The organism is Bacillus sp. FSL L8-0152 (assembly GCF_038006365.1).
GTDB lineage: Bacteria > Bacillota > Bacilli > Bacillales > Bacillaceae_G > Bacillus_A > Bacillus_A cereus.
Genome location: NZ_JBBOVB010000001.1, coordinates 3,780,422 through 3,804,837 on the forward strand (window position 1 = coordinate 3,780,422; position 24,416 = coordinate 3,804,837).

The following is a 24,416-nucleotide window of genomic DNA, read 5'->3' on the forward strand; positions in this document are numbered from 1 at the left end:
ATGTTCACTCATCCTTTTCGAAATTTAAACCTTCTAATATAATAGCAGAGGAAGCACATTTCATCTAGTTAGCGGGGGAGAAAATTCATGGCATGGGAGATTTTTAGCATCATAGGCACAATCGCTTTCGCACTAAGCGGAGCCATTGTTGCAATGGAAGAGGATTATGATATTTTCGGGGTGTATATTTTAGGAATGGCAACCGCATTTGGGGGAGGTGCCCTTCGTAATTTATTAATCGGTTATCCGATTGTCGCGTTTTGGCAACAAGACATGTTATTCCAAATCGCACTTTTATCAATGACTATTATTTTTCTTTTTCCAAATAAGTTAATTAGACATTGGAAAAAGTGGGAAAATATCACTGACGCTATCGGCTTATCAGCATTTGCTGTACAAGGAGCATTATATGCTCAAAAATTAAATTTACCAATTAGTGCCACAATCGTGGCAGCTGTTTTAACTGGTATCGGCGGCGGTATCATTCGCGACCTTTTAGCCCGCAGAAAACCTCTCGTTCTTCGAGCTGAAGTATATGCCTTTTGGACAATTTTAGCAGGTTTCTTAATTGGCGCTCAAATTATTGTTAGCGATTGGGCCCTTTACATTTTATTCATTTTAATTGTTTGCTTCCGCATGGTTTCTATTCATTACAAATGGCATTTACCGCACAGACGTATCGAAACGAAAGAACGTTCAATGCATAAATAGCAATCTAACCTCTTTACATATCGTAAAGAGGTTTTTCTTTTCTAACGATTTTTTCTTTATATAATGTTTATACTAATTTTTAAAGTGAGGTGAATACAAATGACAAACCACGTTAATAAAGGAGCTCAAAAAAGTTCAGTAAAACAATTTGGACACGACCCTAATTCAGCACACGAAAAGAGCGCTAAAATGGAACGCTTCCATAAAGCGCACCAAGAAAAAGCAAAAAAAGAGTAAACGAACTTATACACAAAAATAGACGCACAGTTTATGTACTGTGCGTCTCCTCTTCGAGCATCAAATCCATACTCGATATTCCAATTAAATCATTTTTATCATACGTATCTTCTTGCAACAACCGCATCGCCTGTGTACGAATTGATTTTTCAACAATATTCCGTACATACCGCCCATTACTAAACGATGTAATTTGCGACGAATACTTCACCGCATGTAAATGATCCCTAAATTTCCATTCAGCTTCTTTTGATAACTGATATTCACGATCTTCATACATTCTCTTTCCAATTTCCAATAGCTGATTTACCGAGTAATCCGCAAATTCAATAATAAATGGAAAACGAGATTGCAGCCCTGGATTTAATGAAAGAAAGTGATTCATCTCTCTTGAATATCCAGCTAAAATCAATACAAAACCATGTTGTTTATCTTCCATATGTTTTACAAGCGTATCAATTGCTTCTTTTCCAAAGTCCTTCTCTCCTCCTCGAGCTAAAGAATACGCCTCATCAATAAACAAAATACCCCCCATTGCTTTTTTTATTAAGTCTCTTGTTTTTTGAGCTGTATGGCCGATGTACTCTCCTACAAGATCAGCACGTTCAGCTTCAACCAAGTGGCCTTTCGATAGAATATTCATCTCAAACAGCAATTTTCCTATCATTCTAGCAACAGTCGTCTTCCCTGTACCCGGATTCCCTTTAAACAGCATATGAAGCACTTGCTTCTCAGACTTCAATCCCTTCTCTTGTCTTTTTTTATTCACATAAATCCAAGCATATATTTCTTTTATTATCTTTTTTATATCATCCATCCCAACAAGCTTCCCCATCTCTTCTTCAATTCTCTGCAGCATTTCATGTTTAATTGTAGTTTCATTTGAAATTACCGTTTTATTTTCTGCGGCTGGCAAAGAAATTTTCTTTCGATGGTTTAACACAATATTAATTTGATTGTTGTTTTTCTTTCGCATCGATTGTTCCATACAATCACCTCATTTTATCCCGCTATTTGCGAGCAGTAAGACTCCCACCTCGACATTCAGCAAACGCTTGGTATTTAAGCGGGAGATAACCGCCCGTAAATGCCCGATTGGTTCAACTAATAATCGCAGAGGATGAACAAAATCCCCACTGATTATAGTTTCACTTTATCCACTCACCAAATATTATTATTCCTGTCCCCCTTGTAAATGCCTATTTTCAGAAAAGTTTGCTATAATATAAGAAATAATTAAGGTGGTGGGACTATGGAGACAACGGAATTCCATGATACAATACAAGCCTTTTCTATTTTTTTATTGAATAAAGGCCGAAAACCCTCAACTATTAAACGTTATGCTTATGACGTTGAAGACTTCGGACATTGGTTAGAAAAAAACAAAAAGCTCCCTTCCAGTAATATATGGGCTACACTTTGTACAAAAGACTACGAAGATTACTTTTCCGATTTAAAAACGAATCGACATTACTCAGAAAAAACGATGCATCGTGTATTTACTGTATTAAATAGAATGCATCACTTTCTAAACATTCCCAATCCATTGAAGAATATGGAAATATCTATTCAACCAGACCGTACACTTCGTAACGAAGATTTCATTTCACCTGATGAAGAAAAAAGATTAAAGTATATAGTCACTTCATTAGAAGGACTTTCAGAAAAACAACTTCCTGTGCGCCCTTTATTAATGGATCGCAATATTGCTATTTTAAATCTATTGATCGACTACGGTTTATCCTTACAGGAACTTACAGCATTAACAATGCATCACGTTCACTTTGAAACTAACACATTGTCAATCCCAGCAACCGCAGGTGTAGAAAGAACAATTACATTAGCAAAAGAAGACAAAAAACAACTATATAATTATTACAAAAGTATCCCAGAACCAGTTCGTCCTAAGTATCATAGTGATGATTCATTGTTTGTCGCATTTGATTTTAACCGTGGAACATACAGGTGGGTATATGAAAATGATGCACCAAAGGCATTAACGGAAATTGCTATACAAAAAATGATTCGCCTCGAAGTGGCTAGAGCCAATTTACGTAAAGGAATTTCAGGACAACATTTTCGTAACACCTATATTTTAAACTTAATAAAAAAAGAAACTCCTGAATCAGAAATTATAAAACTCGCTGGATTCAAATCAAAAATTTCATTAAAGCGATATTATCAATACGCAGAAAATAGAAAAAACGCCTTATTGTAAGGCGTTTTTTCTATTTTTTCTTTAAACAAACGATTTTACTATGACCATTTAACTAATTTCTGCATCTACTATGATGAGTTTCGTTCACATTTTCGTGAGAAAGGAGAGATTTAATGTCTCGTTATAACGACAATCAAAACAAATTCTCCAAACCATGCTTTCCAAGTAGCGCTGGACGAATCCCAAATACTCCATCAATCCCAATTACTAAAGCTCAACTTAGAACATTTCGTGCGATTATTATTGATTTAACAAAAATAATCCCAACACTTTTTGCAAATCCATCTCCCCAAAATATTGAAGATCTAATCGATACATTGAACCTACTAAGTAAATTTATTTGTTCACTAGACGCTACTTCCTCCCTGAAAGCACAAGGGTTAGCTATTATTAAAAACTTAATAACTATATTAAGAAATCCAACCTTTGTAGCAAGCGCTGTATTTATTGAGCTTCAAAATCTCATTAACTATTTACTATACATTACAAAATTATTCCGAATTGACCCTTGCACACTTCAAGAGCTTCTTAAATTAATAGCAGCATTACAAACTGCTCTAGTTAATTCTGCTTCGTTCATTCAAGGACCTACCGGACCTACTGGACCAGCAGGCGCTACTGGTGCTACCGGACCTCGAGGTAACACGGGCGCTACTGGCGCTACCGGTGCCACTGGACCTCGAGGTAACACGGGCGCTACCGGCGCTACTGGACCTCAAGGTAACACGGGTGCTACGGGCGCTACTGGTGCTACTGGACCTCGAGGTAACACGGGCGCTACTGGCGCTACCGGACCTCAAGGTAACACGGGCGCTACTGGCGCTACCGGTGCTACTGGACCTCAAGGTGTTCAAGGTAACACAGGTGCTACCGGTGCCACTGGCGCTACTGGTATAGGAGTTACCGGACCTACCGGACCTTCTGGCGGGCCTCCTGGACCTACTGGACCTCAGGGACCTCAAGGTAACACAGGTGCTACTGGTGCCACTGGACCTCAAGGCGTTCAAGGTAACACAGGTGCTACTGGACCTCAAGGTGCTCAAGGTAACACAGGTGCTACTGGCGCCACTGGACCTCAAGGCGTTCAAGGTAACACAGGTGCTACTGGACCTCAAGGTGCTCAAGGTAACACAGGTGCTCAAGGTAACACAGGTGCTACTGGACCTCAAGGCGTTCAAGGTAACACAGGTGCTACTGGTGCTACCGGCGCTACTGGACCTCAAGGTGCTCAAGGTAACACAGGTGCTACTGGACCTCAAGGCGTCCAAGGTAACACAGGTGCTACTGGACCTCAAGGCGTCCAAGGTAACACAGGTGCTACTGGTGCTACTGGTGCTACCGGTGCTACCGGCGCTACTGGACCTCAAGGTGCTCAAGGTAACACAGGTGCTACTGGACCTCAAGGCGTCCAAGGTAACACAGGTGCTACTGGTGCTACCGGCACTACTGGACCTCAAGGTGCTCAAGGTAACACAGGTGCTACTGGTGCTACTGGTGCTACCGGCGCTACTGGACCTCAAGGCGTTCAAGGTAACACAGGTGCTACCGGTGCTACCGGCGCTACTGGACCTCAAGGTGCTCAAGGTAACACAGGTGCTACTGGACCTCAAGGCGTTCAAGGTAACACAGGTACTACCGGCGCTACTGGACCTCAAGGTGTTCAAGGTAACACAGGTGCTACCGGCGCTACTGGACCTCAGGGTGTTCAAGGTAACACAGGTGCTACCGGCGCTACTGGACCTCAAGGTGCTCAAGGTAACACAGGTGCTACTGGACCTCAAGGCGTTCAAGGTAACACAGGTGCTACCGGCGCTACCGGACCTCAAGGTGCTCAAGGTAACACAGGTGCTACTGGTGCCACTGGCGCTACTGGACCTCAAGGCGTTCAAGGTAACACTGGCGCTACCGGACCTCAAGGTGCTCAAGGTAACACAGGTGCTACTGGTGCCACTGGCGCTACTGGACCTCAAGGCGTTCAAGGTAACACAGGTGCTACTGGACCTCAAGGTGCTCAAGGTAACACAGGTGCTACTGGTACCACTGGCGCTACTGGACCTCAAGGCGTTCAAGGTAACACAGGTGCTACTGGACCTCAAGGTGCTCAAGGTAACACAGGTGCTACTGGTACCACTGGCGCTACTGGACCTCAAGGCGTTCAAGGTAACACAGGTGCTACCGGCGCTACTGGACCTCAAGGTGTTCAAGGTAACACAGGTGCTACCGGCGCTACTGGACCTCAAGGTGCTCAAGGTAACACAGGTGCTACTGGTGCCACTGGCGCTACTGGACCTCAAGGTGCTCAAGGTAACACAGGTGCTACTGGTGCCACTGGACCTCAAGGTGCTCAAGGTAACACAGGTGCTACTGGTGCCACTGGCGCTACTGGACCTCAAGGCGTTCAAGGTAACACAGGTGCTACCGGCGCTACTGGACCTCAAGGTGCTCAAGGTAACACAGGTGCTACTGGTGCTACCGGCGCTACTGGTGCTACTGGACCTCAAGGTGTTCAAGGTAACACAGGTGCTACCGGTGCCACTGGCGCTACTGGACCTCAAGGTGTTCAAGGTAACACAGGTGCTACTGGTGCCACTGGACCTCAAGGCGTTCAAGGTAACACAGGTGCTACCGGCGCTACTGGACCTCAAGGTGCTCAAGGTAACACAGGTGCTACAGGTGCTACTGGTGCTACTGGACCTCAAGGTAACACAGGTGCTACTGGTATAGGAGTTACCGGACCTACTGGACCTTCTGGTGGACCTACCGGACCTACTGGGCCAACTGGACCTAGCTTCCCTATAGCAACAATTGTTGTAACAAACAATATTCAGCAAACAGTACTGCAATTTAATAACTTTATTTTTAGTACTGCAATTAACGTAAACAATATTATCTTCAACGGCACAGATACAGTTACTGTTATTAACGGTGGTATTTATGTAATTAGCGTATCCATTTCTACAACTGCGCCAGGATGCGCTCCACTCGGAGTAGGAATTTCAATTAATGGAGCAGTCGCAACTGATAATTTCTCTTCAAATTTAATAGGCGACTCACTTTCATTTACTACAATCGAAACATTAGCAGCTGGTGCAAGAATTTCTGTTCAATCTACTCTTAATGAGATTACGATCCCTGCGACAGGAAATACTAACATCCGCCTTACTGTATTTAGAATCGCTTAAATTTCATCATAGATTGTTTATGACAAATAAAAAAAGAGCGAGGAAACTCGCTCTTTTTTTGTTATGTACAATAATTCATTACTATTCTAATTCAATTGAAACATTTTTTTGTGGTACAAATGTAGAAATTGCATGTTTATAAATAAGCTGTTGCTTACCTTCTGTTTCCAGCAGGACTGTAAAATTATCAAATCCTTTAATTAGTCCACGAAGCTGGAAACCATTTAATAAGTACAGCGTAACAAACGTATTTTCTTTACGGAGTTGATTTAAAAACTGATCTTGAATATTGATTGATTGCTTCATGTCGAATCCTCCTCTTTTTCTCTACTTACTATTATTCGACTTTACTTGTAACTTTCCTTCTATGTATCGTAAAATTTCTGACGTTTTTTCACCGTCTGTAACATCAAACCACGTGACATCCATTTTATTACGGAACCACGTTAATTGACGCTTTGCATAACGACGCGAATTCGTCTTTAATTGTGATACCGCATCTTCTAAAGGGGCTCGATTCTCAAAATAATCATAGATTTCTTTATATCCAATCGCTTGAATAGATTGACAATCTCGTATCCCTCTATTATACAGACCTTCTACTTCCTCTAATAGGCCTTGTTCCATCATCAAATCCACTCGTAAGTTAATGCGATCGTATAGCATTTCTCGATCCATTGTCAAGCCAATTAATGAAACATCATAGAGTAACTCTTTTTCTTGTTTTTCAATTTGGTCACTCATTTTTTCACCCGTCGTGTGGAAAATTTCTAACGCCCGAATGACACGTCGTACATTATTTGCATGAATACGCTCCGCACTTTCCGGATCTACTTCTTGCAATTTTTTATGTACATATTCCACACCGCGTTCTAAAGCTAACTTTTCCATTTGCTCTCGGTATATCACATCACCAGCATCATCTGTAAACTGATAATCGAATAAAACAGATTGTATATAAAGACCGGTCCCACCAACTATAATTGGTAATTTACCACGTTCTGTAATTTCTCGAATATGTTTGCGAACACGTTCTTGAAATTCCGCGACAGAAAATGAATCTTCCGGATTTTTTATATCGACCATATAATGTGGAATTCCGTCCATCTCTGCTTGTGTTACCTTTGCAGTTCCAATATCCATCGTTCGATAGATTTGCATGGAATCACCACTAATAATTTCACCGTTCAACGCTTTGGCAAGATCGATACTTAACTTCGTCTTTCCAACAGCTGTTGGTCCAATGATGACAGCAACTTTTTCACGTTGCACTTCTCCCATAGCATTCAACTCTCTTTATGTAATATACTCCATCTATTGATTATACCCAATCTTACCAATTTTAACGGCATGATTGCAAGTTCTTTCATTTCGGTACATGAAATTACATATAAAAAAGAACATAGTTTGTCCAATTCTGCATATACATGATAAAAATAGTTTCGAGAGGATGAGTTAACTATGAAACAATCCACCATCAATTTTTCATCTTTGACAAAAGACCTCATTTTAGCTACTTCTACAAAAGAACAAAATTGTTCACAAGAGGAATTATACTTCGCCCTAAATTGTTTACTACGGGCTTTTCATTCTACTCTCCATGAAACAACATCACATCCAGAAAATAAAAATACAGAATATATACAAACACAATTTTGCAGTGCATATAAAATTATTACAGGTAAAACTATTTATCCCTTTCAATAATCCATAAAAAGCGGCTGCTTACATAATTTCAAGCAACCGCTTTTTATATTAATATCGATAACCTATTGTATAACTTTCACTTTTACAGATTTGCGCCCCCAGCTATTAGCACTACCATCTGAACCGACTAATACATCAATACGATTTCCTTTAATCGCACCACCAGTGTCTCCAGCAATCGCTTCTCCATATCCTTCTACCCATACTTTTGATCCAAGCGGAATTACTTTCGGATCAACAGCAATTACTTTCATATTTGGATTTGCTGTTAAATCATGCCCCATTGCAGTTAATACACGACCACCATACGAACCATTCTCACTCGGATCTGCTGTATATGCCGTCGCTTCTACTGTAATTTCACGACCACCAGTAGGCGCACTTGTTTCAGTAGATTTCGCAACTGGTTTTGCAGCCGGCTTTTCTTTTACCACAGGTTTACTTGATTCTACATTCTTAATAGAATCGTTACTCTTAACATACTCTTTATTCTTAACTGCTGTATTATTTTTAACCGGCGCTTCTTCTTGAACTACAACCTCTTTCTTTTCAATTACAGGTGCCGTTCCTGTTAAAAATGGCACGTGAACATATCCGACTTTTCCATTGTAGTCGAATTGTAACCATTCATTTTGAACTTGATTCGTCGTTTCAATCACATCATTTTTATTAAGTTTACCTAAAATTTCAGAATCAGTATTCGCTCCAGCACGAACATTTAATACGCCCGCCGTTACATAATATGTGCTCTTTGTAAAATCAGCACTTACAAACGCTTCCTTACCGTTTAACTTAATTTTTGTCCATCCATTCTCTGTATTTATAACATCTAGTGTATTCCCACTTAACACTTTACCTACAAGCTTTGACTCTACATTTGGGTTTTCTCTAACATTTAATACGTCTGTTGTTACAATTGTTTCCGCTTTAGCAGAACCCGCAAAAATCCCAAGACCAAAAACTGCTGCTGTTGCTATACTTAATAATTTTTTCATGAATAGCCTCCATTTGCTTTGTTTTCGTATTTTCATTATAGCAACAGATTTTTAGAATTTTTAGAAATCACACAATTACAAAGCATTCGTAATATACAATTAACGAGTTGTAACATAAATTTCCATATTAATAAAATGTATTTCTCATACAATCTCCAGTGGTTTTCATATATTTTTCATATACGAGCACAAGAACTTTTTTCCAGAAAAAATTACAGTGTTACTTTTTTGTTACAAAAAATTCACAATTCGTTACATCTTTTACCAAAAAACATCAATATTCCATTGTTAACTTATTTTTTGTAATAAAAAGAGAGCAGCTACTAAAAGCTACTCTCTTTTTATTTGTTATTGAACTTTCTTTTTCCAAACACCTAGCATAATAGCCGAGACAATCGTTCCAATTAATATAGAGAAAATATATAGTAACGGTTTATTTACTAACGCTATTACAAATAATCCACCATGCGGTGCCGGTAATGTAATTTGGAATAACATAGATAACGCACCTGCAATACTTGAACCAACAACACAACTTACGATTACTCGAACCGGATCTGCAGCTGCAAACGGAATCGCACCTTCTGTAATGAACGATGCTCCCATAATATAATTTGTTAAACCAGATTTACGTTCCGCTTCTGTAAACTTTGATTTAAAGAATGTAGTTGCGAATGCAATCGCAAGTGGCGGTACCATACCACCAGCCATAACTGCTGAGTGCACTCCAAAATTTTGTGCTTCTATTGCAGCAATACCAAACGTAAATGCCGCTTTATTAATTGGACCACCCATATCAATCGCCATCATACCACCTAAAATAAGACCTAGTAATATAGCATTCGTACCATTTAAACCATTTAACCACCCTGTCAACATTTCATTTAATGCTACTACAGGCGGAATTACTACTTTTTGCATTACAACTCCTGTAATCAATAATCCAAAGACTGGATATAACAATACAGGTTTAATTCCTTCTAATTGTACTGGTAGTCCTGAAAATAATCTTTTCAACCCTAAAACAACATATCCAGCTAAGAAACCAGCAATTAATCCACCTAAAAATCCAGCATTCGCATTCGCCGCTAAAAACCCACCTACAACACCAGGCATAAAACCAGGACGATCAGCAATAGAGCTTGCAATAAATCCAGCTAAAATTGGTACAAGGAATAAAAACGCACCTGTTTTTCCTCCACCAATTGACATGAACAATTCAGCTAAAGGACCTTCCGCCTTTATACCACCAAACGAAAATGCTAGCGCTATTAAAATCCCGCCACCAACAACGAATGGAAGCATATTACTTACACCGCTCATTAAATGCTTATAAATTCCTAATCCTTTTTCTCTCTCAATACTTTCTGATTTCCCGTCCTCTTTTACACCTTTAAAGATTGGTGCATCTTGTTTGACAGCTCGATTTAGCAATTTTTCCGTTTTTCGAATCCCATCAGCAACTGGCACTTGAATGACATGTTTACCAGCAAAACGATTCATTTCTACTTGTTTATCTGCCGCAACAATAATAGCTGTTGCACGTTCAATATCCTCTTTCGTTAAACCGTTTTTAATACCTGTTGATCCGTTTGTTTCAACTTTAATCGCTATCCCTAACTCTGCCGCTTTTGCTTTTAAGCTATCCGCCGCCATATATGTGTGAGCGATTCCAGTTGGGCAAGCTGTAACAGCAAGTACGTACGGTTCATTTCCTTCTGGTTGTGCAACTTCAATCTCTTCTTCTTTTTCATTCTCTTTTTCATCAAATAGTTGAAGAAGCTCACTTTCATCCTTCGCTTCTAATAGTTGCTTGCGAAATCCTTCATCCATTAATAATGTCGATAAACGAGACAACGTTTCTAAATGAGTATTATTCGCTCCTTCACTTGCAGCAATCATAAAGAATAAGTATGCCGGTTGTCCATCAAGCGACTCATAATTGATACCGCTTACACTTCTACCAAAACAAATCGATGGTTGTTTAACAGCCTTTGTCTTCGCATGAGGTATTGCAATACCTTCCCCTATTCCAGTCGTACTTTGGGACTCCCGCTTTAAAATAGCTTCTTTAAATTCCGTTTTACTATTTAAACGATTTGCCCCGTTTAATTTCTCAACTAATTCATCTATGACAGCTTCTTTATTTGAAGCTGTCAAATCCATAATGACTGTATCCCTTTTTAATAGTTCTGTAATTTTCATATGTTGCTTCCCCCTATCGCTTAGCTACAATTACTTGCGACAATAATTCTTCTACTTTTTCCTTCTTACATAAATCAGCTGAAAATGCTGTTGCACTCCCTGTTGCAACGCCGTATTGAAATGCCTTTTCAATATCTTTTGTCTGTTCATATATGCCTACAAACCCTGCAACAAGAGAATCTCCGGCCCCAACTGAATTAATTACAACACCTTTTGGAACAGTCGCTTCATATATACCTTCTGCCGTAAATAATAAAGCTCCCTCTCCAGCCATCGATACGATAACGTGTTTTACACCTTGTTCAATTAATTTTCTTCCATAAGGTAAAACGTCCTCTACTGTTGAAAGCTCCACTCCAAACAACTCACCAAGTTCATGATGGTTTGGCTTAATTAAAAATGGCTTATTTTTAATTACATGTTGCAGTGCACTTCCACTTGCATCTACTACTACACGAATACCTTTTTCAGCTCCAAACGCAGCAATTGATTCGTAAAAAGTACTTGGAATAGAGATCGGTACACTCCCAGCGAGTACAACACAATCTCCAGGTTGCATACTCTCAATTTTTTTCATTAACTGTTCGAACTGCTCTTTTGTTACAATAGGACCTTGGCCATTTAATTCTGTTTCTTCTTTCCCTTTTATTTTCACATTAATGCGAGTATCTTCATCCACTTGGACGAAGTTTGTTGTTACACCTTCGTCATGTAATACCTCTTTAATAAATTGACCAGTAAATCCACCAGTAAATCCAAGTGCTATATTTTTAACACCTAAACGCTGAAGAACACGAGAAACATTAATTCCTTTTCCTCCAGGAAACTTCATATCTTTCTCCGCTCGATTTATTGTTCCTAAATTAAAAGAAGGAACTTGCACTACATAATCAATAGATGGATTTAAAGTAACTGTATAGATCATTGTTTATCAGCCTCAATTACATTGGTTTGTTTTTTATATTTTTCTAAATCAATTTCTAAATGGTTTGTAATAATATTTGCATCTTCAACATTTGCAATTTTCGCAAACGCAACTTCTGAAAACTTACTTTCATCAATTAAGAAATATCCTTCGTTTGCTAATGTTAGTGCCATTTGTTTTAGGAGCGCTTCTTCTGGATCTGGCGTTGTAAAGCCAAGCTGTTCATGTACACCATTTGCACCTAAAAAACATTTATCAAAGCGATACTTCTGCATACTTTCCTGTGCCATAGCACCGATTAAAGCTTTCGTCCTACTCTTCATCATTCCGCCTAGTAAATACGCACGAATATTATTTTCAACTAAAGCTTCAATATGCATAAGTCCATTCGTAACGACAGTAACATCTTTATTGATTAAAAATGGAATCATTTCAAATGTTGTACTCCCTGCATCTAAATAAATACAATCACCTTGTTCAACAACGCTAGCCGCATAATTAGCAATTTGTTGTTTTATTTGAATGTTTTTGGATGATTTTTCAACCATCGTTGGTTCTTGCCCTTTTCCTGTTAAAACAGCGGCACCACCATGAACTCTTTTTAATAACCTTTGCTTTTCCAATTGTGCTAAATCACGGCGAATTGTCGACTCAGAGCTTTCTGTTCTTTCAACTAATTGCTGTAATTTTACAACTTTCTGTTCTTTTACAAGTTGCAATATCATTTGATGACGTTCAGGAGTTAACATTTTATTCACCTCTTCTTTGATTACAGTATAATGAAAACGGTCACAAAAATCAACCATAAACAATCAAAAATAATCACAAACATTCATAAACATTTATAAAAAGCAAAAAAAGAAACCTATTCGATCAAACAATCAAATAGGTTTCTTTTCTAAATTCACTTATAAAGAAGCTTTATATATACTTAGAACATCATCTTTATTTAATTTTTTAAAGTTACCAAATTCACCATACGCCATCGCTTTATTAGCCATTATATCAATTTCATTTTCTCCAATACCGTAATCAGCTAATGTTGCTGGCGCTTCAATCGAAGTCCAAAATTGACGCAGTGCCTCAATTCCTTCTAACGCCACTTCTTTATCTGTTTTTCCATCTGTTTCTATTTCAAATACACGAATAGCGAACTGTTTAAAACGACTTACATTTTCATCTACGACATGCTTCATCCAGTTAGGGAATAGAATTGCTAAGCCGCCTCCATGCGGTATATCATGAACAGCAGAAACTGCATGTTCAATATTATGAGTTGCCCAGTCACCTCTTACTCCCATCGCTAAAATACCATTTAACGCCATCGTTCCGCAATATAAAATTGTTTCCCTATGCTCATAATTTTCTAAATCACTTAAAAGCTTGGGAGCTGTCTCAATTACTGTTTTTAAAACAGATTCACAATAACGATCTTGTAGTTCTGTATTCGTTCCATGATGGAAATATTGTTCTAATACATGTGACATAATATCTACCATACCATAAATCGTTTGATCTCTCGGCACAGATGCAGTATGAACTGGATCTAAAATTGAAAACTGCGGGAATGTAACTGGGCTTCCCCATCCATACTTTTCATTCGTTTCCCAATTTGTAATTACCGAGCCTGCATTCATTTCAGAACCTGTCGCAGCAAGAGTAAGTACAGTACCAAATGGTAATGCCTCACTAGCAAATGCTTTTTTCGTTACAATATCCCATACATCTCCATCATATTTACTACCAGCAGCAATCGCTTTCGTACAGTCGATTACACTTCCTCCACCAACTGCTAAAATAAATTCGACTCCATTATCTTTACAAATTTGAATCCCTTTCTTTACAGTTGATACACGAGGATTCGGTTCAACACCCGTCAATTCAAATACTTCTGCATTAATATCCTTTAAAATAGAAATCACATTATCATAAATACCGTTTCTTTTAATACTGCCTCCTCCATATACGAGAAGAACCTTCTTACCAAACTGTGGAATTTCAGTTTTTAACTGTTCTAATTGATCTTTACCGAAAATAAGTTTCGTTGGATTACGAAATACAAAATTTTGCATATTTCTTTACCATCCCTTCTATTTGAAAAGCAACTATACTTTTGTATACCATATTTTTTTCATTTCACAAAAAGATTTGCTTAACAAAAAAGCCCCAGCCTAAAGGCTGAGACTTTTATTGATAATAAGGTGAGATCATTAAGTACACAATAACACCAGATAAACTTACATATAACCAAATTGGCATTGTCCAACGTACAATTTTACGGTGACGTGTTAATTGATTTGTAAAACCAAATACAAGTGCAAACAATGCAAGTGGTACGATAATTGCTGCTAGGATAATATGTGTAATTAAAATGATGAAATACACATATTTAATGAATCCTTCTCCTCCAAAATGTGTTGCCGGTGCTAAGTAATGATACGATAAATACGACACACAAAATAGTAAAGTTGTCGTAAATGCTGCAAGGATGAAACCACGATGCATTTTCACATTCTTTTTAATAATAGAGAATAACGCTGCTAATAAAAATACGAACGTAAAGCTATTAAAAATCGCGTTTAACATTGGTAAAATCGTTACATCAAAATGTACTTCTCCTTCATAGCCAACAGGTCCAAAGAACAAAAATAAAATAATCGCATTTACAATTACAGAAAGCGTTATCACAATAGGAGCATAGCTTTTCTGATTTGTTGATTGATCCACCAAAATGGTCACTCCCTCTTCCTTCAAGTATGTATACGTAACCTCACTATTTTAACATATTATTCACAGTGTAAATGTGACAATAGTTTGACACAGCAAGACAAAACAAAGAAAAAAATCCTTCTTAATAAAACTTCTTAAGAAGGATTTTATCGCTTTATTATTCAAATAGCAACGCGATTAATTTTTGTTAAAAAATGTATCGCTATATGCTTGAAAAATTTCAGACACTTGATATCCCATTAATGAAATTGCTGTTAATGAAAAGAAACCAATCATAAGAAATCGAAACCACATATAAATCTCCTCCTTGTATTTAGCTTAAAAAACGTTAGCTACCTTACAAGTTGCGTGGCACTCTTCATCATCACTTTCCTTCTTCTTTACAATTGCTGTAATAAATCGAATCATAAAGAAAACTACAAAAGGAAATTGTTCGTAATTCACATTGGCATAGTTTAGCAACGGCTCGCGCTGCACATCGAACGGAGATGAGAAGGAATAGAACATACCTTGCTCTTCCATATATACAATTACAATTTTCATGCAAAATACTATTCCTAGAAACGAAACAATATCTTGCCATTCTGTCGTATATAACAGGTTATACAGCTCTAATACGTACTCTTCCATCATCATCCCCCCTTCCTTTTTTACCATTTTGCTCGCCTTCGTATAAAAAGTCAAGAAAAAAGTTTATATCCACTATGACAATAGTAATTACTTGTTTCTATGATTATATATGATTCTTTTATAGCAATGACTGGGTGTAACTCTCTTCGAAAATAAGAAAATTAGAATCGAACAGATTCCTCATTCTTACTTTTAGGATTCAAAACTGTGCTATTTTTATTTCTATTAAAAATAAAATAAGAAAGTATGATAAGAACTGTAACAAACATTGTTAAAAGTGCTTGTGAACGTAAAGTATCAATTGCGAACATCGCAACTAAAACTGCTATAATAGCAGCAATTGTAACATACGTTACATACGGAAAAAGCCACATTTTCACTTTCAAATTTTTTTGTTCTACTTTCCCCATTTTTTTACGCATCTTTAAATGCGAAACTGCAATAACGAGATAAACTAGTAACGCAATCCCGCCAGATGCATTCACTAAAAACAAAAAGACTTTATCTGGAGAAATGTAACTAAAAACAACTCCAATATAAGCGAAGAACGTTCCAAATAAAACCGCTCGAACAGGAACACCACTACTGTTCAATTTTAAAAATGACTTTGGCGCATCTCCTCTTTCTGCCATTGAAAAAAGCATTCTTGAATTTGTATATAAGCCTGAATTTAAGCAAGAAAGTACAGCTGTTAAAACGATAAAATTCATAATTTGTGCTGCCGCTGGTATTCCTATATGTTCAAGTACAGCTACAAATGGACTTTTTAATATGTTAGCTGAATTCCATGGCAGTAGCGTAACAACTACCGCTATAGACCCAATAAAAAATACAAGAATACGCCAAATCACACTGTTTGTTGCTGTTTTTACTGCTTTTACAGGTTCTGCAGATTCACCAGCTGCTACTGCTACAATCTCTGATCCCATAAATGAAAATATAACAACAGTAATTCCAAGCAAGACCGAACTTATACCGTTTGGCATAAACCCACCTTGTCCAATTAAATTCGAAGTGCCGGGTGCTTCTGTTCCTGGAACAAATCCTAAAATAACAGCAAGACCTAGACAAAGGAACAAAACAATACTTATTACTTTAATAAAAGAAAACCAATATTCAAACTCTCCAAATGATTTCACCGAAAAAACGTTCGTCAGCGTTAATAAAATTGTTAATATTAAACTTAATAACCATAGCGGTATTTGTGGAATCCAATATTGGATAATACCAGCACCTGCTGTGGCTTCTATTGCAATAACAATTACCCAGAAAAACCAGTATAACCAGCCTATTGTATAACCCGCCCATGGACCAATTGCTTCTCTTGCATACGTTGCAAATGAACCACTTGTCGGATTTACAGCTGCCATTTCTCCTAGCATTCTCATGACGAAAATGACTAGAAGTCCTGCTAATGCATATGAAACGATAGAACCAGGTCCTGCCGAATGTACAACGGCACCACTTCCAACAAACAAACCAGCCCCTATTACGCCGCCAATTGAGATCATTGTAATGTGGCGTATTTTGAGATCTTTCTTTAGATTTTTATCCAACTCTTGTACATCCCCTTCCAAACTAAATTTTGAAATTTATGTAAGAGTACTGTGCGAAAGATTTTGTTCTATACGTTAAAATATATCAAAATATTCTGAATTTAACAATTACAATTCAATCTCCTTCAAAAATTATTTCATTAGGTTTAATACTTTCCCACACACAATTGTTGAGAAAATTATAGTCCTCTTACAAAAGAAAGAATTTTCAGATATCATTAAATAAACAAGATTATACATCTAGACAACTTTTTGTATAGGAGTGTTGATATGTTAAACAAGTTCAAATTATTTTGTTGTATTTTAGTAATGTTCTTACTACTACCGCTATCCCCTTTCCAAACACAAGCAGCAAACAATTTAGGTTCAAAATTACTCGTTGGATACTGGCATAACTTTGATAACGGTACTGGCATTATTAAATTAAAAGACGTTTCACCAAAATGGGATGTAATCAATGTATCTTTTGGTGAAACTGGTGGTGATCGTTCCACTGTTGAATTTTCTCCTGTGTATGGTACAGATGCAGACTTCAAATCAGATATTTCTTATTTAAAAAGTAAAGGAAAGAAAGTAGTTCTTTCAATAGGAGGACAAAATGGAGTCGTTTTACTTCCTGACAATGCCGCTAAGCAACGTTTTATTAATTCCATACAATCTCTAATCGATAAATACGGTTTTGATGGAATAGATATTGACCTTGAATCAGGTATTTACTTAAACGGAAATGACATTAATTTCAAAAATCCAACTACTCCCCAAATCGTAAATCTTATATCAGCTATTCGAACAATCTCAGATCATTATGGTCCAGATTTTCTATTAAGCATGGCTCCTGAAACAGCTTATGTTCAAGGCGGTTATAGCGCATACGGAAGTATCTGGGGTGCATATTTACCAATTATTTACGGAGTGAAAGATAAACTAACATACATTCACGTTCAACACTACAACGCTGGTAGCGGGGTTGGAATGGACGGTAATAACTACAATCAAGGTACTGCAGACTACGAAGTCGCTATGGCAGATATGCTCTTACATGGTTTTCCTGTAGGTGGTAATCCAAATAACATTTTCCCAGCTCTTCGCTCAGATCAAGTTATGATTGGGCTTCCAGCAGCACCAGCGGCAGCTCCAAGTGGTGGATACATTTCGCCAACTGAAATGAAAAAAGCTTTAAATTATATCATTAAAGGAGTTCCGTTCGGAGGAAAGTATAAACTTTCTAACCAAAGTGGCTATCCTGCATTCCGCGGCCTAATGTCTTGGTCTATTAATTGGGATGCAAAAAACAACTTTGAATTCTCTAATAATTACAGAACATATTTTGATACTCTTCCCTTGCAAAAATAATAAAAAACAACAATAGGTTATAGGACCTATTGTTGTTTTCATTTACCGTAAATTACCATATCTCGTTCATCAAAATCAAATTGAGAATGATGATGTGGAATTAAATACATTAGTTACTATTTTGCTTCAATACAAAAACTGAAAGTTCAGGTACACTCCAAAATCTAACAGGCATCCTAGTAGTCCCAATGCCACGATTTACATATAAATATAACAGCTTACTCTTCCCCTCTACTTCATACATACCTTCAACATAATTCTCAGCTAGTTTGGTAGTAATTAATGGACCTACAAAAGGAATTTGGACTTGTCCTCCGTGACTATGTCCTGACAGTTGAAGATCCATTGGGTAACGATTTATTTTGGTTACAACATCCGGCTCATGTACTAATAACATGTTGAAATCATTTTGTTTCAAGTTTTTTAAAGTTGAATCTATTTGTGGCTTCCCTAATAGAAAATCATCTAAACCTGATATTGTAATATATTTGCCGTTTTCCACTTTAATTTTCTGCACTTCATTTACTAATACAGAAAAACCAGCTTCCTCCATATATTTTTTGTAAAATAAACTACCGCCCCCGCCCCTATCATGATTCCCAAACACAGCATATTTCCCTAAGGGCGCGTAAATTTTCTGCAAAATAGCCTTTGCTTCTTCTCTTTCCGCACTATAAGACCCAAATTTATCTATTAAATCTCCAGTAAAAACTACGATATCTGGATGTATTTCATTCATCTTCTCCACCAAATGTTCAAGTTGCTTCAATGTAAACTCTGGCCCTAAATGTACATCTGAAAACTGCAATATTTTTTTATTATTAAACTCTTTAGGAATTGTAGAAGCTTCTATTTCATTCCACGTAACTGTTACTAGTTTTCGTTCTATTTCTGTCGCATAATAATACAAACTTACTGGTATCATTAATATACTTATAAAACTAATAATAAATATCTTTATGATTGATTTTTTTCGTTCTTTTTTTACATGATTCGTATTCATGTTTTCACCTCTACAAACACTTTAAATCCTTATTGTTACATTCATGTGACAACATGAACAATGTTATCAATTTTTAATTCCCTCTCTATTCACTTTGACAATTTTATACAGAAGTCATAACATATTTTTATAATACATAGATTTTTGAAATTTTTTCTATTCATTCCATCATTTTATTACGGAGGGATTATTCATGTCTGTATTTACACCAGAAGAAATTACGGAACTTGCTGCGAATTCAGGAAGGAAAAAAGCTCATTTATCATTGCTCCCTATGCTAATTCTTGGTTTTTTTGGTGGTGCTTTTATCGCATTAGGGTATTTACTCGATATTCATGTTATTGGGACAATGCCAAAATATTGGGGATCATTTTCTAGTTTTCTAGGCGCTGCTGTATTCCCTGTTGGTCTTATTCTCGTTATTCTTGCAGGCGGTGAACTAGTAACTGGTAACATGATGACAGTTTCTATGGCCTGGCTCCAAAAGAAAATTACTTTATTTTATTTCATACGAAATTTAGTTATTGTTACATTTAGCAATTTCATAGGAGCTGTATTCGTAGCCTATTTTTTCGGTCATATCGTCGGCTTAACTGAAGGAGCTTTTTTAGCGAAAACTATTTCTATCGCTCAAGCGAAACTACAAGATACACCATTGCAAGCATTTATTTCTGCAATCGGATGTAATTGGCTCGTTTGTTTAGCTGTTTGGCTCAGTATGGGAAGTAAAGAATTTATCGGAAAGATTATCGGTATTTGGTTCCCAGTTATGACTTTTGTTGCAATTGGATTTCAACACGTTGTAGCCAATATGTTTGTCATCCCAGCTGCAATTTTTGCCGGTCATTTAACTTGGATCGAATATTTTCCAAACTTCATTTTTGTTTTCTTCGGAAATTTAGTAGGAGGTATGTTATTTGTAGCACTACCTTACTTCATATCTTATAATAAGAAACTACCTTCTCATCAAGAGAAGACTGAAATGAAGAACAAATCTCTGTCCGCTTAAATGGAATGTCTATAAAATGTCCTAAAAAATATTACAAATTTCATTTTTTTTGCGAATATATGTACGTACACTTGTTCTCGAATGTTTTATACGTTATAATAACAACTTAAATAGCATTATTTACATATGAGGTGAAAAACATGAACAAAACAGAATTAATTAAAAACGTAGCACAAAATGCTGAGATTTCTCAAAAAGAAGCTACTGTAGTTGTACAAACTGTAGTAGAATCAATCACTAACACTTTAGCTGCTGGTGAAAAAGTACAACTTATCGGATTCGGTACATTCGAAGTTCGTGAAAGAGCTGCTCGTACAGGCCGTAACCCACAAACTGGTGAAGAAATGCAAATCGCAGCTTCTAAAGTACCTGCTTTCAAAGCTGGTAAAGAACTAAAAGAAGCTGTAAAATAATGAAAAATATCCTTCTCATTTATGAGAAGGATATTTTTTTCATAACATAATTAATAAAAATCTGACCATTATGCTGTTTCTTTTGTTCCTTTATGCAAATAAAACCTTTACTTTCAAAGAAAGGTTTTGCTGTAATACTCGCTTCTGTATAGATTTCCCTATGCCCTAGGTTCACTGCTTCTTTTTCTAACTTCTGTAATATGGATGAGGCTATCCTTTTCCCTTGATAATATTTATGTGTAAATAAACGATCTACGTAATGATCCTCATTATAATCTCCAAATCCGACTATCACACCATTATGATCCGCTACATAACTAATATTCTTTTCTAAAGACTTTAACCAGCTTTCTCTATCTAGTCGATCTGGTGCCCATGCTTGTAGCTGTAACTCATTATAATCTTTTGCATTAACCGTATGAACTGTTTCATAGAACAATTGTAATACTTGATTTAAATCTTCTTTCTGAAATGTTCTAATTATAATATCTTTTAACATATATAAGTCTCCTTACCAAACTACCTCTTAACTTTTCTACTACATACGATTCAATAATTCTTCTTTATTATATCGTTTTAATTTCTATACGAACAAAAAAACAATACTTATTCAAAGTATTGTTCTTTAATTCTATTCAATTACTTAATGTAACTTTTTAAGATTTTAATTTAACTCTTTGTAATCGTAATGCATTTAATACAACGGATACAGAACTAAATGCCATCGCTGCTCCAGCAACCCAAGGGGCTAAGAAGCCTAATGCCGCAATTGGAATTCCTAACGCGTTATAAGCTAATGCCCAGAATAAATTTTGTTTAATATTTCTTATCGTCATTTTACTCATAAAGATCGCATCAGCAATACTATTTAAATCACCGCGGATTAACGTTATATCCGCTGCTTCCATCGCTACATCCGTTCCCGTTCCAATTGCCATACCAATGTTCGCTGTAGCAAGAGCAGGAGCATCATTTATCCCATCTCCAACCATCGCTACTTTCTTACCATTTGCTTGCAGTTTTTTCACTTCTTCTGCTTTTCCTTCTGGCAATACTTCTGCAATTACGTGATCAATACCAACTTGCTTTGCAATCGCCTGAGCAGTTTGTGTATTATCTCCTGTAATCATCACAACGTCTAGACCCATTTTTTTCAGTCTTGCGATAGCTGCTTTTGAAGTATCTTTCACAGTATCTGCAACGGCAACTATACCAGCATATTCTTTATCGATTGCAATAAGCATTGCTGTTTTTCCTTCTCGTTCTAGCTCTTCCATTGATTTTGAAACTTCTTCAATATCAATATTGAATTTCTTCATTAATCGACGTGTGCCAATTAATAATTGTTTTCCTTCTACGACTGATTCGATACCGAATCCAGGAATCGCTTCAAACGTCTCTGAACTTGGAATATCAATTTTCTTTTCTTTAATTCCTTCCACAATCGCTTCTGCAAGTGGGTGTTCAGAATTTTTTTCTGCCGCACCTACTAAACGTAGTATTTCTTCTTCATGGAATCCATCTGCTACAATTATATCTGTTAACACAGGCTTTCCGTTTGTCACAGTACCTGTTTTATCTAGAATAACTGTATCTAATCGGTGCGTTGCTTCTAAATGCTCTCCACCTTTAAATAAAATACCATACTCAGCCGATCTTCCTGATCCTGCCATAATAGATGTAGGCGTTGCAAGACCTAATGCACATGGACAAGCGATAACAAGTACTGCTATCATTTTCTCAAGTGCTCCGCCAAAATCACCAGGTGTAACAAATATCATCCATACTGCAAATGTGATAATCGCAATCACAACTACAACCGGTACAAAAATACCTGAAATTTGATCCGCTACCCTTTGAATAGGAGCTTTTGAACCTTGTGCCTCTTCTACTACTTTAATGATTTGAGCTAATGCAGTATCTCTGCCTACTTTAGTTGCTTTCACTTTTAAAAAACCATTTTTATTTATTGTCGAACCTATTACTACATCCCCAATTGACTTATCAACAGGAATACTTTCACCCGTTAACATCGATTCATCAATCGCTGATTTTCCTTCTACAATCTCACCATCTACTGGTATTTTTTCACCAGGCTTTACATAGACGATATCACCAGCTACTACTTCTTCAATCAAAATTTTTATTTCTGTTCCATCTCGCACAACTGTAGCTGTCTTCGCTTGTAAACCCATCAATTTTTTAATTGCTTCTGATGAGCGCCCTTTTGCTTTCGCTTCAAATAATTTACCTAAAATAATTAATGTAATAAGTACCGCACTCGTTTCAAAATATAAATCTGTCATATGTTCCGAAGAACCAATAGATTGAATACTTAAATATACACTATAGAAGTACGCGGCCGACGTTCCAAGCGCCACGAGAACATCCATATTAGCACTTTTATTGCGTAACGCTTTATAAGCCCCAACATAAAACTGTCCACCAATGATAAATTGAACAGGAGTTGCAAGTGCTAGTTGCACCCAAGGGTTCATTAACATATCCGGTAAATAAATAAATGACGTAAATGAGAAATGACTAACCATTGCCCACAATAATGGGAAAGATAAAATAAACGAAATAATAAACTTCTTCTTTTGTCTTTCAATTTCTTGTAATCGATGATCAGTTGATGCATCTTGATCATCTGGTTTCACTTCTAATTTATATCCTAGCTTCGTAATCGCGCTCTTCATTTCATTTACATTAACTTCATCAGGATTAAAGTCTACTGTGGCTGATTCTAAAGCAAAATTTACTGTCGCCTTGTTCACACCATCTAACTTATTTAAACGCTTTTCAACTCTATTTGCACATGCTGCACATGTCATTCCTGAAACAGTAAATTCAGCTTTATCACTTACAATTCCATATCCTAATGATTCAACTTTTTCTTTAAATTGTTGCGGATTTGTTTTAGTTGGATCGTACATTATTTTTGTTTTTTCAAGCGCAAAATTTACATTTGCCTCATGAACACCTTCTACTTTTTTTAGACCTTTTTCAATTCTATTTGCACATGCCGCACATGTCATTCCTGATATTTGAAGATTGGCCTCTTTTTTTTCATTCATGTCTCTCACCTCTATATACCCTTATGAGGTATAATTATTAGCAAAATAAATCGTACTTCATTTAAAGTACGATTTATTTCCATATCTAAAAATAATTATTGAACATCGTATCCTTGATCTTCGATTACAGCAACGATATCTTTTAATGTTACAGCAGACGAGTCGATAGTAACTTCAACAGTTCCTTCTGCTAATTGAACCTTCACTTGTTCAACACCGTTTAGCTCTTTCACACTGCTTTCGATAGCATTTACACAATGTCCACAAGACATACCTTCAACTTGTAATGTTAACTGTTCCATTTAAAATCCTCCTCTTGTTTATTCATTGTTTGTTAATCACAATTACATCTTACCATACCCCCCTAAGGTAATCAATGGTTTTGTATCATGATTTTTCAATTATTTTCTAAAAGTTTATTTTACACACACTTTTTCACTACAATACACCAAAATCCAATATGAG

General features: G+C 36.8%; 23 protein-coding genes. 8 read left to right on the forward strand and 15 right to left on the reverse strand.

Annotation, left to right across the window (positions count from 1 at the left end):
* Nucleotides 1–87 precede the first annotated feature (87 nt).
* Both MHH27_RS18865 and MHH27_RS18870 read left to right on the forward strand, forming a co-directional pair.
* Nucleotides 88–711, forward strand: a complete 624-nt coding sequence (locus MHH27_RS18865; RefSeq protein WP_000312267.1) for a trimeric intracellular cation channel family protein — start codon at nt 88–90, stop codon at nt 709–711.
* Between the two features lie 99 nt (nt 712–810).
* On the forward strand, nt 811–948 hold the full coding sequence (locus MHH27_RS18870) for a hypothetical protein (RefSeq protein WP_176543114.1): 138 nt from the start codon (nt 811–813) through the stop codon (nt 946–948).
* A 31-nt stretch (nt 949–979) separates the two neighbouring features.
* On the opposite strand, the gene spoVK is transcribed toward MHH27_RS18870, so the two are convergent.
* Nucleotides 980–1,936 carry a stage V sporulation protein K gene (gene spoVK / locus MHH27_RS18875; protein ID WP_000438177.1) on the reverse strand — a complete coding sequence of 319 codons (957 nt, stop codon included), beginning with the start codon at nt 1,934–1,936 and terminating at the stop codon, nt 980–982.
* A 264-nt stretch (nt 1,937–2,200) separates the two neighbouring features.
* Here spoVK and MHH27_RS18880 point away from each other — a divergent pair, with 264 nt between their 5' ends.
* Nucleotides 2,201–3,166 (forward strand): tyrosine-type recombinase/integrase, encoded by a 966-nt coding sequence (locus MHH27_RS18880; protein ID WP_098235285.1) that lies wholly within the window; start codon nt 2,201–2,203, stop codon nt 3,164–3,166.
* 113 nt (nt 3,167–3,279) lie between these two features.
* Nucleotides 3,280–6,348 carry a Gly-Xaa-Xaa repeat protein gene (locus tag MHH27_RS18885; RefSeq protein ID WP_340943714.1) on the forward strand — a complete coding sequence of 1,023 codons (3,069 nt, stop codon included), beginning with the start codon at nt 3,280–3,282 and terminating at the stop codon, nt 6,346–6,348.
* 81 nt (nt 6,349–6,429) lie between these two features.
* Here the strand turns inward: MHH27_RS18885 and hfq are convergent, their stop codons facing one another.
* A complete protein-coding gene (hfq, locus tag MHH27_RS18890) occupies nt 6,430–6,654 on the reverse strand; it encodes an RNA chaperone Hfq (RefSeq protein WP_000813896.1) in 225 nt (74 codons plus the stop codon).
* A 21-nt stretch (nt 6,655–6,675) separates the two neighbouring features.
* Nucleotides 6,676–7,629 carry a tRNA (adenosine(37)-N6)-dimethylallyltransferase MiaA gene (gene miaA, locus MHH27_RS18895; protein WP_000504953.1) on the reverse strand — a complete coding sequence of 318 codons (954 nt, stop codon included), beginning with the start codon at nt 7,627–7,629 and terminating at the stop codon, nt 6,676–6,678.
* A gap of 180 nt (nt 7,630–7,809) precedes the next feature.
* Between miaA and MHH27_RS18900 the strand changes: the two genes are divergently transcribed.
* Nucleotides 7,810–8,055 (forward strand): hypothetical protein, encoded by a 246-nt coding sequence (locus MHH27_RS18900; RefSeq protein ID WP_000814431.1) that lies wholly within the window; start codon nt 7,810–7,812, stop codon nt 8,053–8,055.
* A gap of 62 nt (nt 8,056–8,117) precedes the next feature.
* Here MHH27_RS18900 and entD read toward each other — a convergent pair whose 3' ends face one another.
* The 8 genes from entD to gabP form a co-directional block, all read right to left on the reverse strand.
* The gene (gene entD, locus MHH27_RS18905; RefSeq protein WP_016512433.1) at nt 8,118–9,050 is read right to left on the reverse strand and encodes a cell wall-binding protein EntD; all 933 of its coding nucleotides are present in this window, start codon (nt 9,048–9,050) and stop codon (nt 8,118–8,120) included.
* A gap of 348 nt (nt 9,051–9,398) precedes the next feature.
* Complete coding sequence (locus MHH27_RS18910) at nt 9,399–11,255, reverse strand: PTS fructose transporter subunit IIABC (protein ID WP_016512432.1); 1,857 nt, start codon at nt 11,253–11,255, stop codon at nt 9,399–9,401.
* Nucleotides 11,256–11,268: 13 nt separating this feature from the next.
* Nucleotides 11,269–12,180 carry a 1-phosphofructokinase gene (pfkB, locus tag MHH27_RS18915; protein ID WP_340943718.1) on the reverse strand — a complete coding sequence of 304 codons (912 nt, stop codon included), beginning with the start codon at nt 12,178–12,180 and terminating at the stop codon, nt 11,269–11,271.
* Nucleotides 12,177–12,929, reverse strand: coding sequence for a DeoR/GlpR family DNA-binding transcription regulator (locus tag MHH27_RS18920; RefSeq protein WP_000957288.1), 753 nt, complete (start codon nt 12,927–12,929; stop codon nt 12,177–12,179). The genes pfkB and MHH27_RS18920 overlap by 4 nt, the downstream gene beginning before the upstream one ends.
* Nucleotides 12,930–13,088: 159 nt before the next feature.
* A complete protein-coding gene (locus MHH27_RS18925; RefSeq protein WP_001179068.1) occupies nt 13,089–14,252 on the reverse strand; it encodes an iron-containing alcohol dehydrogenase in 1,164 nt (387 codons plus the stop codon).
* 115 nt (nt 14,253–14,367) lie between these two features.
* Nucleotides 14,368–14,910 (reverse strand): DUF420 domain-containing protein, encoded by a 543-nt coding sequence (locus tag MHH27_RS18930; protein ID WP_000228315.1) that lies wholly within the window; start codon nt 14,908–14,910, stop codon nt 14,368–14,370.
* 318 nt (nt 14,911–15,228) lie between these two features.
* The gene (locus MHH27_RS18935) at nt 15,229–15,567 is read right to left on the reverse strand and encodes a hypothetical protein (protein WP_003271231.1); all 339 of its coding nucleotides are present in this window, start codon (nt 15,565–15,567) and stop codon (nt 15,229–15,231) included.
* Nucleotides 15,568–15,701: 134 nt separating this feature from the next.
* Nucleotides 15,702–17,096, reverse strand: a complete 1,395-nt coding sequence (gene gabP, locus MHH27_RS18940; protein WP_044307334.1) for a GABA permease — start codon at nt 17,094–17,096, stop codon at nt 15,702–15,704.
* Between the two features lie 270 nt (nt 17,097–17,366).
* On the opposite strand from gabP, the gene MHH27_RS18945 reads away from it, so the two are divergent.
* On the forward strand, nt 17,367–18,449 hold the full coding sequence (locus tag MHH27_RS18945) for a chitinase (protein ID WP_098256760.1): 1,083 nt from the start codon (nt 17,367–17,369) through the stop codon (nt 18,447–18,449).
* Between the two features lie 109 nt (nt 18,450–18,558).
* On the opposite strand, the gene MHH27_RS18950 is transcribed toward MHH27_RS18945, so the two are convergent.
* On the reverse strand, nt 18,559–19,452 hold the full coding sequence (locus MHH27_RS18950; protein WP_001095330.1) for a metallophosphoesterase: 894 nt from the start codon (nt 19,450–19,452) through the stop codon (nt 18,559–18,561).
* Between the two features lie 193 nt (nt 19,453–19,645).
* Here MHH27_RS18950 and MHH27_RS18955 point away from each other — a divergent pair, with 193 nt between their 5' ends.
* Both MHH27_RS18955 and MHH27_RS18960 read left to right on the forward strand, forming a co-directional pair.
* Nucleotides 19,646–20,461, forward strand: a complete 816-nt coding sequence (locus MHH27_RS18955; protein WP_000110543.1) for a formate/nitrite transporter family protein — start codon at nt 19,646–19,648, stop codon at nt 20,459–20,461.
* Between the two features lie 140 nt (nt 20,462–20,601).
* Entirely contained in the window at nt 20,602–20,874 is a 273-nt protein-coding gene (locus MHH27_RS18960) for an HU family DNA-binding protein (protein ID WP_001043904.1), read from the forward strand.
* Between the two features lie 19 nt (nt 20,875–20,893).
* On the opposite strand, the gene MHH27_RS18965 is transcribed toward MHH27_RS18960, so the two are convergent.
* The 3 genes from MHH27_RS18965 to copZ all read right to left on the reverse strand — a co-directional run bounded on the left by MHH27_RS18965 (nt 20,894) and on the right by copZ (nt 24,253).
* The gene (locus MHH27_RS18965; RefSeq protein ID WP_000910164.1) at nt 20,894–21,373 is read right to left on the reverse strand and encodes a GNAT family N-acetyltransferase; all 480 of its coding nucleotides are present in this window, start codon (nt 21,371–21,373) and stop codon (nt 20,894–20,896) included.
* A gap of 157 nt (nt 21,374–21,530) precedes the next feature.
* Nucleotides 21,531–23,951 carry a heavy metal translocating P-type ATPase gene (locus MHH27_RS18970; protein WP_001003176.1) on the reverse strand — a complete coding sequence of 807 codons (2,421 nt, stop codon included), beginning with the start codon at nt 23,949–23,951 and terminating at the stop codon, nt 21,531–21,533.
* 95 nt (nt 23,952–24,046) lie between these two features.
* On the reverse strand, nt 24,047–24,253 hold the full coding sequence (copZ, locus tag MHH27_RS18975; RefSeq protein WP_000436973.1) for a copper chaperone CopZ: 207 nt from the start codon (nt 24,251–24,253) through the stop codon (nt 24,047–24,049).
* Between the last annotated feature and the right edge of the window lie 163 nt (nt 24,254–24,416).